The sequence below is a fragment of the Candidatus Melainabacteria bacterium RIFOXYA2_FULL_32_9 genome, assembly GCA_001784615.1.
Classification (GTDB): Bacteria; Cyanobacteriota; Vampirovibrionia; order Gastranaerophilales; family UBA9579; genus UBA9579.
In genome coordinates this window covers 1-19,846 of the sequence record MFRQ01000014.1, presented here as the reverse complement: position 1 = coordinate 19,846, position 19,846 = coordinate 1, and the positions used below count along the sequence as shown (strand labels likewise).

Genomic DNA, 19,846 nt, shown 5'->3' with positions numbered 1-19,846 from the left:
AGTGATATTAGTAAAGCATATGAAAAAATAGAAACTGAACTCACTAAAAATAAAGATCTTAAATATGTTATAGAAGAAATAACAGGAAGTGTTGATATTTACGGCGAATTAATAACAAACGTTGTAGAAGAAAATTAAAAACACATTGCACATATAGCAAGTTATGTAGGGTGGGATTTAAGTCCACACTGACAAGATTGTTGAGTCGGGCAGGGTGCGCACTGTGCACCATTCATAAATCCCAGCAAGATTGGCCAATTATTCAAGCAGCATTTTGCAGAATAAAAGTTCTGATATTGTCAATCCAGGAATACCAAGCTTAATAAATTAACTAATTTTTGTAGATTAATTCACAAAAAGATTGTTGGCACCTTTAGGCGCAGACATCTAGATAAGCTCCATTTTTAACCAATTCTTTTTGTAATTTCTTGGTATTAACGCTTCTGACATTACCATCATCTTTAGCAGCAGCAGCTGCTGCTGTGCCTGCTGCTTCACCCAGAGCTGCCAGTGTCGGAGTTGTTCTTATAGCTGCTTGAGCTTCAGGTGTAGCAGAAAGATTTCTTCCAGGAACTAGTAAATTCTCAATATTTTTAGGAATTAATGCACGATAAGGTAAATTGTAATAATGCCCCTGCTTCAACCTAATAAGGGTAGTTCCCTCTCCATCAGGATTATGCATGTCTATAGGGTATCCTGAGTGAGCTATAGTATCTTTAAATTTCCGCTCTTTCAGTAAATCCTCAGCAGTAATAGTGTATTCACCCTCTATCTGCCTTGAGCTTCTTACACCAATGGATGGTCCACTCTGAGTAAATACTGCTTTTTCAAAGCCTGGTACATATTTCTTAAAAAATGCTTCTAATTCCCTGGCCTGCCTTCTTCCTTCTATCTCTGCTTTGCTTAAACTCCAAGGATCAGTACCATCATGGTCTAAAATTCTGGTAGTATTAATTATGACCTCACCTGGATTGTTAGTTTCAAAAAACAGAACATCTTCTCTTGGAATTGTCACTTCGCCCTTTTGTTTTGCCTCATTAAACTCTTTTTCAAACCCTATAACAGATAGCCTAGGTGTATTGTCAATTGTTGAAATATCTTCACGCATAAGAGGAAATTTATCAGGATTTTCTTTAATGTATTTTCTCAATTTTTCCGTATTTACATTATTATATTTCATTATCAGAGTCATAGGCTGAGTAGCTCCATCATTTTCTCTTCCCTTAGTAAATGGAACACCAGACCAGGCACTCAAATCCCCATCACCGGTAGCGTCTATAAACACCTTAGCCTTAATATCACTTAAACCAGCTTTATTTAAGACTTTTACACTCTGTATTTTATTATTAGATACATCTGTACCTGCAAGCGTAGTATGATAAAGAACTTCTCCACCACTTTCCAGAAGCATTGTTTCAAGCTCATACTTCATTGCTTCTGTGTCAAAAGGTGTTATGGAATTTGTTGAATTTAAAATGTGGCCCGGAGACTTTTCTCTCTTCTTTAGCCTTTCTATCAGCTCATCGGCAATGCCTTTAATAACCTGCTTATTTCCTGCATGAAATGACATCATAGGACCTACCCCTGATGCAGTTAATGTTCCTCCTAAGAAACCATTGGGTTCAATTACTAGTACTTTTGCTCCTTCTTTTGCAGCTGCTATACCAGCTATAGTTCCAGCTATTCCACCACCTGCTACAACAACATCAAAATTTTTCACTTCCTGATTTGCTCTATCTGCAACCTGACTGCTTTTCTTTACAGGATCGAGCAAATTTAATTTTTGGGCATAAACATGACCGTTAGAACCAAATGATGGTGATATTCTGCTGATCATAATACTTCTCTATTCCCGCATACATTTTCGTGTATTCTTTATATTTAAGTTCTATAAATAATAAGAATTGCTATTTTATTTTTATTATTTTTTCAAAATTTAAAGTTCTTTACGCTCTGAAAATACGGGCTTTTGGCTAATAAATTTATTTAATAAATTAAGCATATTTAAGTAGTTTTAACTACTTAAATATGCTTAAACTTGCTCATCTTTTACAAAGAGCTCAATTTATTAATTATAAAAAAGGATATCGAATATAAATCTCACTAAGGAGCAGCAAAATCACTTATTTACTGTTACTGCTTCTTCTATTTCCAAATTTACTATTAGCTGATCTTTTTTTATATTTATTAGCATAAGCCTTGTTACGCTCAGCTTTTTCTTTTTTCTGATTATTTTTAGCCAAAATTTTATTCCTTAATAATTATTTCTATAACAATCAGAACAATAAACAGGTCTATCACTTTTTGGTTCAAAAGGAACTGTGGTTTCACAATTACAAGAGCTGCATATTACTCTGTACTGAGGTTTATTATAACCTCCTGGTCTGCTGTTGCTTTGTCCTCTACCTCTTGTGTCGCTTAATTTTCTATTTGCTCTGCATACAGGACATCTTTTTGGAGTTGAATATCTCTTTTGATGATAAAACTCTTGATCTTCTGCACTGAAAACAAATGACTGACCACAATCTGCGCATTGTAATTGTTGGTCTTCAAAATTTTGATTAAACATTTGGAACTCTTTCCTTACATGAATTGTAACTATTAAATTATTCACTAAACAGATTACAAAGTCTACATTATATTTTCAAATTACATAATATTAGCCACCCGGGTTACCCAAGTGATTATTATTTCAAAAGGCTTATAAACAGTATAATTTATCTTGCAAATGTATTGTGAGAACTCTAATCCCTATTAGTTAGAAAAATTTAACCTTTTTATTCTTACTAGTGGAATGACCCATAAGCTTAAGGGGTATATATTATTTCCGTCGCTGGTGCTAACGCACATAATTAAGTCCTCACTGGAATAATTGATGACTTAAATAAGTGACCTTGTCACATTAAATTGACATGAAACATAGGCTTCTCCAATAACATATCCCCCTTCTTCATAATTTTGGAGACAGAGTACTAGGGTTAAGGCTTACCATACAAAGAGAGATTAAGGAGGATGTCCCTATGAGAATTTTACTAGTCTATCCACAATATCCAGATACTTTTTGGAGTTTTAAGCACGCACTTAAATATATCTCCAAGAAAGCCCTCTTGCCACCTCTAGGTTTACTTACTGTTGCATCGATGCTTCCAGAAAAGTTTGACAGGAAGCTGATTGATATGAATGTTAGTAAATTGAAAGATAAGGATATTCTCTGGGCTGATTATGTATTTATTAGCGCAATGATAACCCAGAGAGAATCTGCAAACAAAGTTATAGAAAAATGTAAACGATTAGGAGTTAAAGTAGTTGCAGGGGGACCGTTATTTACAAGTTTATATGAAGAGTTTCCCGATGTTGATCATTTTGTTTTGGATGAGGGTGAAGTTACTTTACCTTTATTTCTAAAAGACTTAGAAAATAAAAATCTAAAAAGGGTTTATACATCAGATATTAAACCTGATATAGCGTTATCTCCTATACCGCAATGGGAATTGCTTGATTCTAAAAGCTACTCAAAAATGCCTATTCAATACTCAAGAGGTTGCCCTTTTGATTGTGAATTCTGCGATATTGTAAATTTAAACGGAAGAATCCCAAGAACTAAAAAGCCTATTCAAGTAGTCAAAGAAATAAATGCGCTTATTAGACAAGGCTGGAATGGGCCAATATTTGTTGTGGATGACAATTTTATAGGAAATAAAGCTAAATCCAAAGAGCTGCTTAAGTCCTTAGTCAGGTGGAAGAAATACGTAAAAAGACCAATTACATTTATGACGGAAGTATCATTAAACTTAGCTGATGATGATGAATTACTTGAATTAATGAGAAGGGCAGGATTTGATAGTGTATTCATCGGCCTTGAGACTCCATCTACAGAAGGTCTAGAAGAATGTGGCAAAATTCAAAACAAAAATCGTGATCTTGTTTCTTCTGTTAAAAAAATCCAGGGCTATGGTATAGAAGTAACAGGCGGATTTATAGTTGGTTTTGATAGTGATGATATTTCAATATTTGCAAGACAAATAGACTTTATACAAAAAACAGGTGTAGTTGTAGCCATGATAGGTCTCTTACAAGCACTGCCTAATACAAGATTATATGAACGATTAAAACAGGAAAACAGACTGCTTAGCTCCAGTTCCGGAAATAATACTGACTTTTCAACCAATTTTATTCCTAAAATTGACACAGAAATACTTATAAATGGTTATAAAAATATCATATCTTCGGTTTATTCTCCACGAAAGTATTATGAAAGAATCCAAACATTTCTAGAAAATTATAAAGCGCATAATGTCGAGAAAATAAACTTTAAATATGCAATTGCACTAATTAGATCAATGTTTGTACTTGGTATATTTCAAAGTGGCAGGAAATATTACTGGCGATTATTCTTTATAAGCTTGTTTAAATATCCAAAATCATTTCCTAAAGCAATTGCAATGGCGGTTTATTATGCTCACTTTCAAAAGATATTTCGAGTAAAAGCAGCTTAATAAAGGATTAATTAAATAATTTACTTCTACCAGTCATGGTAGAAGTTTTTAGAACGTGTTTGAAAAGCTTTAAAAAATAGACGATATTGTTGTCGTAAATGTAAAGAGGGGGAATTATGACAGCAGTATTGGAAAAGAAACGATATCCAAGTGATTTATCTTTTAAACAATGGAAAATTTTAGAACCACTTATACCGCCGGCAAAACAAGGTGGTAGACCTCGTAAGCATTCAATGAAAGATATTCTTGATGCAATTTGGTACAAAGTGAAAACAGGTTGTCAGTGGAGACAACTACCAAATGACTATCCGCCTTGGAGAACAGTTTACGAGTATTTTAACAATTGGTCACTTGATGATACCTGGCAAGTGATTCATGACGAAATTGTCAAACTTGTTCGTAAAAAAAAGGAAAAAACGAATCTCCGTCAGCTGCAATTATTGACAGCCAATCTGTCAAAACTGCAATTGCAAGAAAAGATAAAGGTTATGACGGTGGCAAAAAGATAAAAGGCAGAAAAAGACATATTTTAGTTGATACTCTGGGTTTGATACACAGTTTAGTTGTACATCAAGCCAATATCCACGACAGCGTTAGTGCAAAACTTGTGCTTTTAAAAGCCAGGTACAAAATGCCAAGATTAGAAATTATTTGGGCGGATGCAGGTTACAGAGGAATGTTGATTTGGTATGTGTGGATTATGTTTCATTGGTTCTTGGATATCGTGGAAAGAACCTCAAAAGGCTTTGAAGTTTTACCTCATCGCTGGATAGTTGAAAGAACTTTTGCGTGGATGAATAATTACAGAATACTATGTAAAGACTATGAATATTTACCAAGAAGCAGTGAGAATATGGTTTATGCTTCAATGTTACATTTAATGCTTAGAAAATTAGCCTAAATCTTAACTTTTCAAACAGTTTCTTAAGATATTATTAAGTTTTTTAGTTACTCTATTCAATAATTCATCCCAATTACCGGGGTCTCTTTGCCTAAATAACTCTACACTATTGTACCAGTAAGATGTTTCTCCAGTTAGCCCCCATCTCCATTCAGGCACATAAGAAAGTAATATCCAGGTGGGCTTATTAAGAGCAGCAGACAAATGCGCTACTGATGTATCAATAGTTATAAACAAATCAAGATTTTCTATAGCAGCAGCAGTATCTAAAAAATCATTGAATGTTTCTCCAAGATTTATTATTTCTATTCTTTCAGATATATCTTCAAGCTGCTCTATTCCATAGCCTTTTTGAAAAGAAAACAACTTAACATCTTTTATTTGTGATAACTTTAAGAAATATTCAAGGGGAATTGACCTATTGTTATCATCTTTATACTCTTTCCTGCCTTGCCAGAAAATACCTACCTTAAATTTATCAGTTTGAAAATATTTTTTTCTATAATAATCAACCTTTTCAGGGTCAACTTTTAGATATTTATCTTTAAATGGAACATTTTCAGAGTTAGCTTTAAGACAATAAGGCAAACTCATAAGTGAAATGTGAGTATCGTATGTAAGCGTTTTGTCTGGAATAGAATTATCAATAATTTCTGCTTTAAGATCGCTCTGTTTTAATAATTTTTCTAATCCTTTTTGAGGTTTAAATAATACTTTAGCTCCTAACGAATGTAATAAAGGAAGATATCTTACAAATTGTAGCGAATCTCCAAATCCTTGCTCGTGATATACAAAGATTGTTTTACCTTGTATTGACTCTTTTCCATTCCATTTTGGCTTTATAAAGACTGGTAGATTCTTATTTTTTTTATCGCCAATGGATAATCTATGTTCGTAATATTCCCAGCCTTTGTCAAAATTACCATTTAAGAGATTAATATATGCTAAGCCAAAATAAGCCTCAGAATAGCCAGGGCTAATATCTATAGCCTTTTGATAATATTTTATTGCCTGATCAATGTTCAGGTTATCATAAAAAGCTCTTCCCAGATTGATATATATTTCTGCAAAATCAAGTTTTACTGCGAATTCTTTAACGGCATTACTAGAATTTAATTCAATAGCTTTTTTATAACTCTTGATTGCTTCATCTAATCTGCCTTGCTGACTCAAAGCAAGGCCAAGACCATTATATGCTTCTACAAAATCAGGTTTTACCTCAGCAGCTTTTTGATAATAAAATTGAGCTTTTTCAAATTCGCCCTTTTCCTGTAAAGAATTTCCTAAATTGTAATAAGCTTCTGGATAATCAGGTTTAAGTTGAATAACTCTCTCAAAGCAAACTATGGATTCCTCAATTCTGTCTTTCTCGATAAGCAAGATCCCAAGATTTAAATATGCCTGAAAATGTTCAGGATTTATCTCTACAGCCTTCTGATAGGATTTAATTGAATTATCTTTCTCATTTATTGAGTTATATGCTAGCGCTAGGTTAAAATAGCCATCTGCATATCCAGGATTTATTTCTATAACCCTGTTGAAACATTCTATTGCCTTTTGTGCATCTTTAAATTCATTATAATAAATGCTTCCTAAATGATTATATGCTTCAGCGTCATTGTTATTTATCCTGATTACATTTTCAAAGCTATTTCTAGCTTTCTCTATTTCCCTTACCTGCCAGTACAATAATCCAAGGTTAAAATATACATCTATATCATTGTTATTTAGCTTTATAACTTGCTCATAACTGTGAATTGCTTCATAGTTATTATTTATATCAAAGTAAATATTCCCTAAATCCTTGTAATATTCATATATCGGATTTATATCTATCGCTTTTCTTAAATTCTCTATAGCTATCTCTGATTGGCCAAGTTCACATGCCATTATTCCTAAATAGTACAATGCAACATCATTTTCAGGATTGTTTTGCAGTATCTGTCTATATAAAATTTCTGTTTCCTGAAAGTTTCCTGTTTGATGTTGCTCTATTGCTTGTGTTAACATTTCCTGGTCTTTTATCACTCGCTTAATTTTACTTTAAGAGCATTAACTACTTTTTCCATTACCCCATGCCAATTACGTGGCTCATTTTGCCTGAATAATCTAACACTTTCATACCAGATTGAATCCTCGGTATCGGTTAACCATCGCCAATCACATAAGAAAGGCAGCATAACCCACCCTGGTTTACCTAATGCACCCGCTAAATGTATAATTGAAGTATCAGGAGTAATCACAAGATCCAGATTTTCTATAGCAGCAGCGGTATCAGAAAAATCATTAAATGTTTCTCCAAGATTCACCACTTCCATACCTTCAGGAAGAGAATTTAATTGCTCAATTCCACTCCCTTTTTGCAGAGAATATACTTTTATATTTTCTAACTGAATTAAAGGATAAAAATCACTTAAAGACATAATTCTATCTGTGCTTGAAACTTCTGAAAACCAGAATATACCAACCTTAAAGCTATTATTATCGAAATATTTTTCCTTATAATAATTCACTTTTTCAGGATCTGCTTTAAGATAAGAATTTTTGAAAGGGATATTATCAGGATTTGCCTCAAATGCACCAGGCAAACTCATAAACGGCATTTGGTAATCAAATTCCAATGATTCATCAGGAGTAGAGTTATCAATAATTTCAGCTTTTAAATTACTTTGTTTAAATAACCGCACAAGTCCTGGTTGAACTTTGCACAAAACTTTTGCCCCCATAGCTTCAAGTATTGGCATATATCTGGCAAAATTCATTGAATCACCATTACCAAAACTCATTGAAGCAGGGTATATATAGATAATTTTATCCTGTATTGGTTGGTTTCCGTCCCATTTTGGCTTTAGATTTGGGTCAAACTTTAACTTATGATGTTCAAATATATCCATTCTACTTTCTAAATATTCCCAACCATCTTTAAAATCCCCATTTTTAACCAGACAACATCCAAGATTAAAACGCAAAACTGAATTATCAGGATAAAGTTCTAAACCTTTTTTATAAAAATATATCGCTTTTTCAATATCTTTCTTATCTTGAAAAGCGGTACCAAGATTAATATATAAAGCATCTGAATTTAAATTAAGTTCTAAAGCTTTCTCGTAGTTTTTTATCGCTTCATCTATCTTATCAACATAGTTAAATACAAGACCACGATTAAAATAGGCATCAGCATAATCAGGTTTAATCTCTATAGCTTTTTCAAAACATTTAATTGCAGTAAGAAATTCTTTTTTGAAATTAAAATACAAACCACCAAGCATATTGTATACTGCAACATCTTTATCATTTAACCTTAGTACGTTCTCGAAGCACTTTATAGCGTCATCAAAATTATTTGTTTGCTGATAAATTAAACCAAGATTATAGTGAGTATCAATATCATCCAACTTTAATTCAAGAACTTTTTTATAACAGTATATTGCTTCCTCTGTCCTACTTAAATCAAAATATATATTTCCAAGATCTTTATAGTAATCAAATGTTGGATTTAGCTCTACAGCTTTACTTAAATAACTTATTGCAGCTGCATAATGGCCTAATTGGTTTGCCATCACTCCTAGACAATACAAAACACTATCATTAGTAGGATTATATTCTAATATCTCTCTATAAAGCTTTTCTGCAGCTTCAAAGTTTCCTTCCTGATGACATTGTATAGCTAAATTTAAAGTTTCCTGCTCTTTTACCATTTTCCTCACCCAGACAAAATTATTATAAACTCAAATTACCTTCTATGTAAAATTTTGCAGATTAATGACCTGAGAATATAGGGACATAATTAAGATTACTTGAAGGATTTATCTTACAGTTATACCTTCATTCCAATATTTAATTAGAGGATATATAAAGAATTCGATAATTCTTCTCTTTTTGACTTTTATCTCAGCAGTTAAACTTAATCCGGGATATATAGACTTTTCTTTTCCTTCAACAAGAAGATTTGTATTTAATGGAGTTACCCATATTTCATATACAGGACCAAGTTTTTCATGCTCGATACTGGTTTTAGCCACAGTTTTTACTTTCCCATTTAATATGCCATACTTTTGGAATTCATATGTATCTATTTTTATTGATACTGGCATATCTGGCAAAACAAACCCTATATCTTTATTCAATACAGTTGCTTTTACAACGAGAGGGGTATTTACAGGGACAATTGACAGGAGTTTCTCAGCAGGAGTAACAACACCACCAATCGTATGCATCATAATTGTATTCACATAACCGTTTACAGGAGAGACAATTTTTTGCTTTGCACTTTTAAATGCGGCTTCCTGAATATAAGCCTGTAATTCATTTACCTGCTTTTGTTTATCAGACAATTCTTTTAAATTTTCTGATTTAAAATTCTGTTTTACATAAGCCATTTCTTCAAGTATTTGTTGTTTTTGCTGACTTAATTCTTCCAGCTTATAAGCTGAACTCTTAGTATTAGCATCGTAAGTAGATATATCATTAACTACTTTTTCATATTCATCTTTAGCAATAATATCAAGAACTGGTTTTAGCCTTTTTTCTTTCTCAACCCTTGTGTCTAATAAAGTTTGATAATTATTTTTCTCTGCTTTTGTTGCTTTTATACGTTCTTCAACTTTAGTCAGTTCAATTTCCTTTGTTAATAACTGTTTTTTAAGGCTATCCATAGTTGAAGCATAAATTTCTCTCTGAGTTTTTATTGCATCAGCATTTTGTCCAGCTGAGAGGAATCCTGTACCACCAGTCATAGCTCCTAATCTCCCCATTTCAAGCTGAACATGAGCAAGATTCTTTTGGGCAGATTGTAATTCAGGATCAACTGTGGAGGGATTTATCTCCATTACAACCTGCCCTTTTTTAACAAAATCACCCTCTTTAACAAGAATTTCCTCTACAACACCGGTTTCAAGAGGCTGCAATATTTTAATCTCGCCATCAGGAATAACGGTACCTCTAGCTGAAATTACAACATCAACTTTACCGAAATACATCCATAAAGCCGTAAAAACAATAATTGATATTATTGTCCAGAAGATTGATCTTCCTAAAGGACTCACAGGATTTTCTTCAATTTCAGCAAGTATAGGCTTAAATTCATGAGAATCGTCTTTACCAAGAAATTTATAAACCTTTTCGGATAATCTTTTAAATATTGCAGTTATTTTACTAAACATTACTCAACTCCTGCTGTTTGTATAAATGACAGTAGTAGCCATTTTTCTCCATTAACCCTTGATGATTACCAATTTCTATAATTTTTCCTTTATCAAGAGCAATGATAAGATCGCAATCTTTAACCGTAGTAAGTCTATGCGCAACTATAAACATAGTCCTGCTTTTTTTAATCATATTGATATTATTCTGAATGATTCTTTCTGATTCATAATCAAGAGATGAAGTAGCTTCATCAAATATTAAAATTCTTGGATTAGTTATAAGAGCTCTAGCTATAGCAATTCTTTGTTTCTGTCCCCCTGAAAGAGTTGAACCTCTTTCTCCAACTATGGTTTCATATCCTTCAGGAAGCTGTGCTATAAATTCATGAGCCCCGGCAATTTTAGCTGCTTCAATTATCAACTCAATAGGAGCATCAGGTCTTGGTAAAGCAATATTTTCCCTTATAGTTCCACTAAAGAGGTAACTTTCCTGCAAGACAATGCCAATATTATATCTGAGCCAGATAGGATTAAGATGCCTTATATCCATGCCATCGAGATAAATAGCGCCTTCATTTGGAATATAAAGCCTCTGGATTAGTTTTGTAATCGTACTTTTACCGCTACCGCTTCTTCCAACCAAGCCAACACTCATGCCAGGCTGAATCTCGAAGCTGACGTTATCGAGTACAGTAGGAGAATCAAGCGTATATTTAAAAGAAATATCATCTAATTTAACTGAACCTTTTACTTCAGGAAGAGTTATTGCTTTGCTTGACTGGATTTCAACAGGATGATTAAGAATATCGCCAAGTCTATCAACAGCTAATAAAGCCTGTTGAAACTCATTCCATAAATTCACCAATCTTAGTACAGGAGCAGAAAACTGATTTGCAAACATTTGGAATGCTATTAACTGACCAATAGTGAGTTTATTATCAATTACAAGCTTAACTCCAATATAGAGAATTGTAATTGTCATCATTTTTTGGAATAAACCTGAAATTGCACCGGCAAAAGTCCCCATAAGAGAAAGCTTAAAACTTGAATTTACGTAATTTCCAAGATAGTCTTCCCATTTTCTTTGCATTGAACCTTCAATTGCAAGTGATTTAACGGTTTGTACCCCTGTAACAGATTCTACAAGATATGAATTAGACTGAGCTCCCATCTGAAACTTGTTATTTAGCCTGTTTCTCAATTCAGGTGTAACAGTCAGGTATAATATAGCGATTAAAGAAACAAAGCCAAGAACGATCAGTGTCAATTTAACGCTATATAAAAACATTACCAGTACAAATACAGATGAGAAAAGTAGGTCGATTATTACAGATACTGATTTATTGGTAATAAAGTCTCTAATAACATCAAGTTCTCTAATTCTAGCTATAATGTTACCAACTTTTCTTGACTCAAAGTATATAAAAGGCAAGGAAAATAAATGCTTAAACAGCTTAGATCCTAATTTTGCATCTATCTTGCTTGCAGTATGAATAAAGATATAATTTCTTGAAATGTTCAGTAAAAACTCAAAAATAATCACAGCCACAAAAGCAATACCAAGCACATCCAGCGTTGTCATGCTTCTGTGAACTATAACTTTATCCAAAATTACCTGGGTAAATAGGGGAATTACAAGTCCAAATAGTTGAACTACAAATGAACCCAGTAATACTTCGGCCATTACTTGCTTATATTTGAGAATTTCAGCATAAAACCATTTAAATCCAAATTGTATCTGAGAAGTAATCAATTTATGAGTTAAGACAATAAACTCACCGCCAGCAATATCATCAAATTCCTGAAAAGTTAACTCTTCTGTCTTTTTTTCTTTTGGAGTAAAAACTAAAACCTTGCTATCCTGGGAATTAACCTTCAAAACAACACCGTAACTATTATCTTTATATATAAAAATAGCAGGTAAAGGATATTTCTCTGACAGATTAGCGAGCGGCATTTTCTTTAATTTAGCTTTAAACTCAAAATTCTTAACTACTCTTATTAACTCTTCTTTTGTAAGATCAGAATCTGTAATACCGTACTCTCTGACGATTGACCTCAAATCTACATTTATTCTATTTATTCTTGCTATTAATTCAAAAGATATAAGAGCCGTTTGCATTTTTATTTAATCTCCCTAATTATCCAGGATAAGTTATAAGATATTAATTATCTAATTTGGGTACAGTTTCAGAATCTTCAGAATAGACATTCAGCTTCTTTACTGCTGCTACTCTATTAATTATAGCTTTTTCAAGCTCCACTTTTTGCTGTATAAGATCAGCTTTTTGATTTAGCAAAGTAGGTTTATCTATAAGTTCCTGCTGTGCCATTTTTTCAATCATTGAAAGCTTATTTTGTATTTTGACAAGCAATTCTTCTTGCGTACCGGATTGTCCATTGTAGTATAAAGCTTCTTCATTCAACTTTTCATATCTATTTTTTAGTTCTGCCATTTTTTGATCACGAACTAGTTTTAATCTTTCTATTTCAAGTTCCAATTTTTTTATATTTGCTGAGGTTTTAAATCCATCAAACGGTGTTAATGTAGCAGAGACACCAACAGATACGCTTCTATCCTGAAGATCATTAACAGAATCAAGGAAATCATTTTTGTCAGTACCATAAAAGTTATAACTGGAATACATCCCAAATACAGGCAATCTTTCTCTTTTTAATATTTGAAGTTCAGTTTCTTTTTTCTCAATTTCCAGTTGATAAATTCTATAATCAGGAGTTTTTTCATAATCCATATCACCGATATCTAATTTTGCCTGCTCTTTTACCACTCCAAGCTTAAAAGTTTCGCCTTGATCTTTTTCAAAATTCACATTACTCACGTATGATTCATCTATTTCAGAATAATCAACTAACTCAATGGTATCCGAATCATAATTTTCCTGAGTAAAATAAGATAAATCTTTCAATAATAACTTGAATCTTGTCTTTAAAGCATCTACCTCATCAGCTGTTTTAGCCATTCTTATAGCTTCATCTGCAACTTCAATTTTTGAAGAGGTTCCTGCTGTGTAAAGCTTTTCTTCCATAGCAAAAAGCTCTTTATAAATAGGATATATTTCTTTTTTACTGTTTAATTCTTTGTGAGTTATAAGTGCTCTGGTATAAATATCAATTATTTTTAATTTTAAATCTTTTAAATTTTTATCATATACTATTTTCTTTTCCGAAACATCTTTCTTTGCAATATCAAGTTTTTTCCCTTTTATACCAAAATCATATAAGTTATAAGATAAGTTTAAAGTAAATAAATCCTGATATTTTGTGCTGGAATTTACAATGCTAGTACCAACTGATGAAAAGGTTTGAACTCCATTTGTCATATCGTGAGCATATTCTGAATAAAACTGAGATTTCAAGGTTGGATAATATAATGACCTTGCTTCTTTAACTCCAGATTTACTTATATCTATATCAATATTTGATATTTTTAAATCAAACGAGTTTTCTTTTGCTTTATCAAGTATATAATTGTAGTCAATTTTTTCAGCAAACGCAGTATCTATGCCTATATTGCTCAGAAGGCATACGTAAAAAGTTAATATAAATACGATTTTTTTCATGCTACTCATGCCAATTATTATAAATTGCGCATATAAAAAAAGAAAGAATTTTTGATTCTTCCTTTTCTATAAAATAAGATAATTTATTTCTATACAATCAGGTAATTTTTTCTATAAAATTTTTATGAGTAATATCCATTACCTAACTTAAGTCATCGCTGTATTCTTTGAAATAGGTAGACTTAATTTAAAACTATCAGTCTACGTTGTAGCACTACTATTTTATGACTGCCATGAACCAGCAATAAGATTCATTAAGTGATCATTTGATTGAACATCACTAATGCTGTTTATTGATACACACTTATTAGCCTTATCATAAGAAGCTATATCTTGAATAATCTTATTCACATCGGTATCAGTCAAGAATTCATTACCTAATTGGAATACTTCAATTCCTTTTCTGCCACTAAATTGATGACTAATAGTTACTTCATCACCAGAACCATAAGATATTATTAAATCAGAACCTTTCTTGAACATAGCTATATTTTGTTTTGATACATCTGAACCAAATATGAGTGTATCAACTTCTTGCTTATTATTGCTCACATCACAAAGAAGATCTTTGCCATCACCACTATTAAATATATAGGTATCATTGCCGGCATAATCGACAATGTAATCCTTGCCAGCGCCACCAATTATAGTATCATTACCTGCATAATCATAAATACCATCATTGCCGGTTCCACCTTTTAAGAGATCATTACCGGTGTAATCTTCAATACCATCATCGCCGTCGCCACCATATATGAAGTCATTGCCAGCATAATCCTGGATGTAATCATTACCAGTTCCACCTCTTAAGGTATCATTACCTGCATAATCACGAATCCAGTCATTACCTGCACCACCATTTATGAGATCATTGCCAGCATAATCTTGGATGCCGTCATTACCAGCACCACCTCTTAAGGTATCATCACCGGCATAATCTTGAATACAATCATCACCGTCGCCACCATTTATCAGATCATTGCCAGTATAATCCTGAATATGATCATTACCAGTACCACCTCTTAAGGTATCATTACCTGCATAATCACGAATCCAGTCATTACCTGCACCGCCATTTATGAGATCATTGCCAGCATAATCATGGATACCATCATTGCCAGCACCGCCTCTTAAGGTATCATCACCGGCATAATCTTGAATACAATCATCACCATTACCAGCATTTATAAGGTCATTACCAGCATAGTCTTGGATATGATCATTACCAATACCACCTCTTATAGTATCATTACCGCCGTAATCACGAATATAATCATTTCCTGCTAATCCTAAAATAACCTCACTATCTGCTGTACCATATAAAGCGTCATTACAATTAGTTCCTTTTATTTCTGGTACTGCTGGTGTTGGCGGCTCATTAATATCATCGTTTGTTATATAAGTACCATCAGCAAATTCAAACTTTTCTATCTGGTTAATATCATCAGCGTACCAGTTACTTACAGTTATTTTATCAGTACTATTTTTCAAGCTAATAACAAGATTATTACCATCTTGTGTAAATTCTAAATCTTCTTTAACAATTCCAGTGCCAAATTTTACAACATCATTTCCATTTAAGTCAGAAATAATGTCTTGTCCATCGCCTGAATTAAAATTATAAACTTCATTTCCTGAAGCATCAGTGATGGTATCATTACCTGTTCCGCCTGTATAAACATCATTGCCTAAATAGCCAATCATTGTATTATCAAGGCTATTTCCAATTAAAGAATCACTATTATCTGTACCTAAGATAAGGATACCATCTATAATTTGTTCAATTTCATCTTTAGTATATGAAGTACCGTTATTAAACTGAATAGATTCTATTTTATGTTCATATGAATCAACAAGATACCAGTCTTTCACTGTTATTGAATCTGTAGCACCTTGTATGCTTATAACAACGTCATTACCTACTTTTGAGAATACTGTATTAGTTTTAGTAATGCCATCACCAAATCTTATTGTGTCTGAACCATTATAATCATAGACAAGATCTTGACCATCACCTAAATTGAATATGTAAACATCATTACCTGCAACATCACGAATCCAATCATTTCCAGTACCAGTATTATAGGTATCATTTCCACCATATTCAATTCTTACGGTGTCATCTCCACTAAATAAATCATAAATATCATCTGTAACTGGACCGCTGTAAATATAATCGTTACCCTCTGTTCCGATAAAATCCGCCATTGTTTTCCCTCCTACAAGCCTTTTTATTCCACAAAACTTAAAAATACAAACAAACTTTGTCGAGTTATTAAGATGTATATCCTAATAACACAATCTTAACATTTAAATATTAATAGAAATATTAATATTTAACCTATAATAAATAATAATTCAAATTTGACACAAAAATATAAAAAATAACTCTGCTTTGTCCCTTTCTTGATAACTCCTTTCCTCAAGTCCTCTATCTGATTATATTGAAACAAAAAACTTACCAATAATATTAAGTAAGTTTGATTAAATTAATTTCCTATTTTTTTTAATTTTTCCTATTTTTTTTACAAAAGTTTACCTAACAGTTTATTTTTTAATATCTAAGGACAGCGTAAAAAATACTTATGGATTTTGATGAGCGAAGCGGGAGCTTACAATTTCGAAAACGACGAGTTTTTGAAATTACAAGCTCATTCTAATAGGTATTTTTGTAGGTGACTCAGTCACACTATTAAAGTCTTTAACTATTTCAACCTTATATATGTGCCTTTGGCACTTCTTATAACCAGCAAATAATCGAGCAAAATATTATGATTGATTATCTACTTATCCTGAATAATACATATCAAAACAGCCTTTTAAAAGGCTGTTTTGATATGTATTAAGAAATAAATTAGTTTTATGTAAACTGATCAATACCATTAAATAAATTCTGCAGGTTTTTATCACCATACAAACTAAAGTCCCACGATACCCCACCATAATTAGACGCTGGTAAAGGGCCATTGGTTGTTAGCGAGTCAAGCCCACGAAATAGATTTTGCAGCTTAGTATCACCTTCTGGGCTCTGCAATCCAAAATTCCAGGAAACATCACCATATTTTGTTGCAGGTAGTGGCCCATTAGTAGTCAGTAAGTCCAATCCACCAAATAGTTCTCTCAATTTAGAATCGCCTTCAGAATTTTGTAAACTAAAGTCTAATGATGCACCATCAGAGTTAGTCGGCGATAATGAACCTGAAGTCATAAGAGAATCTAAATTACCAAATAAACCTTGTAATTTAGTATCTCCATTTGAACTTTGAGAATCAATATTCCAGGAAATGTCATTTGTATCAGTTGTAGATTGTTTGCTGAATACATCACTTAAATCGTTAATAAATGGTAGATTTACTAGTGATGTGCCTGAGGTGTTACCGGAATTAAACATACCATCAGTAAGATTAAATAACCTTTGTAAAGGCATATCGTTTTGTAAGCTCATTCCAAAACCACTTATAGATACATAATCTACAGGTTCAAACCTGTTATTAAGTCCGAACATGTCATTAACAGCATTATAGCTCATTGGATTTTTCATCGGATTAGCCAATGTTAAACCGTAAGACAGGCTCGAGCCTGAACCTGATACCGGAATATTATTGCTCGGCCCAAAGATGCTACTTTGCCCAAACATATCATTGATGGCATTGTAACTCATTGGGTTAGTAAATGAGCTAGAATATGGAATAAAACTAGGATTACCAAAATTTGTTAACGGATTGACCATGCATAATACCCCATATTTTTTCCTCTAATTTAGAAATATTTACCCCTATTTATATAAAAACATTTTCATGTTTATTATTTACTTCTAACTTTTCCCCAATTTATTAAATTTAAACCGCTTATTCGCTTATATCTATAGATATAACTAATATATAAAACATACTTATTTCATTAAGAAATGTAAAGCATTTCTATGTTCTAATATATACAATTTCATAAACCAAATTGGACTAAATCCTAATAATCTCGAATAGTATCACTTTTAAGCTAATTCAGTCTTATAGACCAAATTTAAATCCAAGATACTTCATTTGTTTTTTGAAAGATAAAAGGTTTATACTTAATGTAATTAAGTAAGTTTAAATATTTTTTAAATATTAAGTTCAGGCATAAATAGAGGGGAAAGTATGGATTTAAGCTTTTTGGGGTCTTCAAGAAAGACAACTTGTCTTATTTGTTTAGTTATATCTTGTATTTTTAGCTTTCAGTCTTATCAAGCAGCATTTGGCTTTGGGGATATGGAGACAAAATTAATTTACTACCCAATAAAGAAAAACATAGTTCCCCTGAGAATGGAACTTAAAGAGAGGCTTCAAGATACATACTTTTACAGCCTGGATGGCGTAAGGTTAAATGCATGGTATATAAAAGCACAAAATAATAGACCTACAATAATATATTGCCATGGACAGGGGGAAAATATCAGCTTATGGCAAAGTGTGGCACAAGGCCTTGCTGATAATGGTTATGGTGTTTTTATGCTTGAATATAGAGGACATGGCAGAAGTGAAGGGGCACCATCTGAAACTGGGCTGTATATAGACCTTGAATCTTCAATCAAATATTTGAAAGAGTTTGAGCGTATACCACAAAGCAACATTATATTATGGGGACGTTCAATGGGTGGGGCCGTAGTTGCAGACGTAGCTTCAAGAGATAGATTTCGAGGAATAATCCTTGAAAGCACATTTACCAATATTAGAGATGAAGCCATACATCTTACAAGTACAGGAATTCTGGAAGGAGGTGGAGGGTTTTGGGGAAATATGGCAACTAAATTTGTTAAATTTATGCCTTTAACTCAGAAATTCGAGACAGAAAATAAAATATTTAAGATTAATTATCCACTCTTAATCGGGCATTCGGTAAATGATGAAACTGTTCCGGTAAAAATGGCATACGAACTTGCAAAACGTAATCCTGAAGCCCAATTATATATATCAAAAACAGGAAGCCACCATTCAAGTGAATGGTTTATAAGTAAAGCATTGGAATTTTTAAATTCATTAAATCCAAATTTAGTCCGCAACTAAATCAGGACGTAAATTCCTAGCTTCACCAAGATAAATATGTTTAATCTCTTTTTTACTAAGAGTTGTGTTAATTAATATCAGAACTCTTATACATAATGTTATGCTGCCTGGCACAGGGATTTCCTGTGCGCAAATCATTGGTATATCATCCCAACTAAAATATTTTCTGGCAGCTTTAGCAGGAAAATCAGCTGTTAAGTCATTGGTTAATGTAAAAATCACACTAACAATGTCATCTTCAACAACCTTATTTTCATTTAATATACTACTTAATAATTCAGTGGTAGCCTTTTGAATTGCATCACTTGAATTTTTCTCAACTGTTATAGCTCCTCTAATGCCTCTTGTTTTATATTGATCATTCATGACAAAATTCCCTTTACTCTGACAAATCAAAGATTATACTAGATAATCATAAAGCAAATATCGAATAGGTAACAAGAGCTAATGCAATTTCTATTGACTCAAATATAAATTTACTATATTTTTTCCTATACTGAATATAAAATAATCTTATTAATACATTTAAACATCTTTTAGATTAGATAGATATATATGGAAAAAAATGAAATAGTATACGGTAGAAATTCAGTTGAAGCACTTCTTGAAACCAGCAAAAGAAGGGTCAATAAACTTTATTTAGCAAAAGGAATCAAATTTGATTCCAAAATGAGAAAAATCA

General features: G+C 32.4%; 14 protein-coding genes. 4 read left to right on the top strand and 10 right to left on the bottom strand.

The features are described from left to right. Positions 1-373: 373 nt before the first annotated feature. Both A2255_06270 and A2255_06265 read right to left on the bottom strand, forming a co-directional pair. A complete protein-coding gene (locus A2255_06270; GenBank protein OGI23259.1) occupies positions 374-1,720 on the bottom strand; it encodes a glucose-inhibited division protein A in 1,347 nt (448 codons plus the stop codon). 534 nt (positions 1,721-2,254) lie between these two features. Continuing rightward, complete coding sequence (locus tag A2255_06265; GenBank protein OGI23257.1) at positions 2,255-2,569, bottom strand: hypothetical protein; 315 nt, start codon at positions 2,567-2,569, stop codon at positions 2,255-2,257. 451 nt (positions 2,570-3,020) lie between these two features. Between A2255_06265 and A2255_06260 the strand changes: the two genes are divergently transcribed. From A2255_06260 to A2255_06250, 3 genes are all read left to right on the top strand, one after another. Further along, a complete protein-coding gene (locus tag A2255_06260; protein OGI23256.1) occupies positions 3,021-4,496 on the top strand; it encodes a B12-binding domain-containing radical SAM protein in 1,476 nt (491 codons plus the stop codon). Between the two features lie 116 nt (positions 4,497-4,612). Further along, positions 4,613-5,005: a hypothetical protein gene (locus A2255_06255; GenBank protein OGI23255.1), complete on the top strand. Its 393-nt coding sequence runs from the start codon at positions 4,613-4,615 to the stop codon at positions 5,003-5,005. A 17-nt stretch (positions 5,006-5,022) separates the two neighbouring features. Beyond that, a complete protein-coding gene (locus tag A2255_06250; GenBank protein OGI23254.1) occupies positions 5,023-5,397 on the top strand; it encodes a hypothetical protein in 375 nt (124 codons plus the stop codon). 3 nt (positions 5,398-5,400) lie between these two features. Here A2255_06250 and A2255_06245 read toward each other — a convergent pair whose 3' ends face one another. The 7 genes from A2255_06245 to A2255_06215 form a co-directional block, all read right to left on the bottom strand. Further along, positions 5,401-7,425: a hypothetical protein gene (locus A2255_06245; GenBank protein OGI23253.1), complete on the bottom strand. Its 2,025-nt coding sequence runs from the start codon at positions 7,423-7,425 to the stop codon at positions 5,401-5,403. Continuing rightward, a complete protein-coding gene (locus A2255_06240) occupies positions 7,422-9,095 on the bottom strand; it encodes a hypothetical protein (protein ID OGI23252.1) in 1,674 nt (557 codons plus the stop codon). The genes A2255_06245 and A2255_06240 overlap by 4 nt, the downstream gene beginning before the upstream one ends. Before the next feature lie 108 nt (positions 9,096-9,203). Continuing rightward, entirely contained in the window at positions 9,204-10,538 is a 1,335-nt protein-coding gene (locus A2255_06235; protein OGI23258.1) for a hypothetical protein, read from the bottom strand. 13 nt (positions 10,539-10,551) lie between these two features. Next, positions 10,552-12,663: a peptidase C39 gene (locus A2255_06230; protein OGI23251.1), complete on the bottom strand. Its 2,112-nt coding sequence runs from the start codon at positions 12,661-12,663 to the stop codon at positions 10,552-10,554. 43 nt (positions 12,664-12,706) lie between these two features. Next, positions 12,707-14,122, bottom strand: a complete 1,416-nt coding sequence (locus tag A2255_06225) for a hypothetical protein (protein OGI23250.1) — start codon at positions 14,120-14,122, stop codon at positions 12,707-12,709. Between the two features lie 222 nt (positions 14,123-14,344). Then, positions 14,345-16,330: a hypothetical protein gene (locus tag A2255_06220; GenBank protein OGI23249.1), complete on the bottom strand. Its 1,986-nt coding sequence runs from the start codon at positions 16,328-16,330 to the stop codon at positions 14,345-14,347. 652 nt (positions 16,331-16,982) lie between these two features. Next, entirely contained in the window at positions 16,983-17,852 is an 870-nt protein-coding gene (locus A2255_06215; GenBank protein OGI23248.1) for a hypothetical protein, read from the bottom strand. Positions 17,853-18,258: 406 nt separating this feature from the next. On the opposite strand from A2255_06215, the gene A2255_06210 reads away from it, so the two are divergent. After that, entirely contained in the window at positions 18,259-19,164 is a 906-nt protein-coding gene (locus tag A2255_06210; protein OGI23247.1) for a hypothetical protein, read from the top strand. On the opposite strand, the gene A2255_06205 is transcribed toward A2255_06210, so the two are convergent. Then, a complete protein-coding gene (locus A2255_06205) occupies positions 19,150-19,530 on the bottom strand; it encodes a chorismate mutase (protein ID OGI23246.1) in 381 nt (126 codons plus the stop codon). The genes A2255_06210 and A2255_06205 overlap by 15 nt on opposite strands. Between the last annotated feature and the right edge of the window lie 316 nt (positions 19,531-19,846).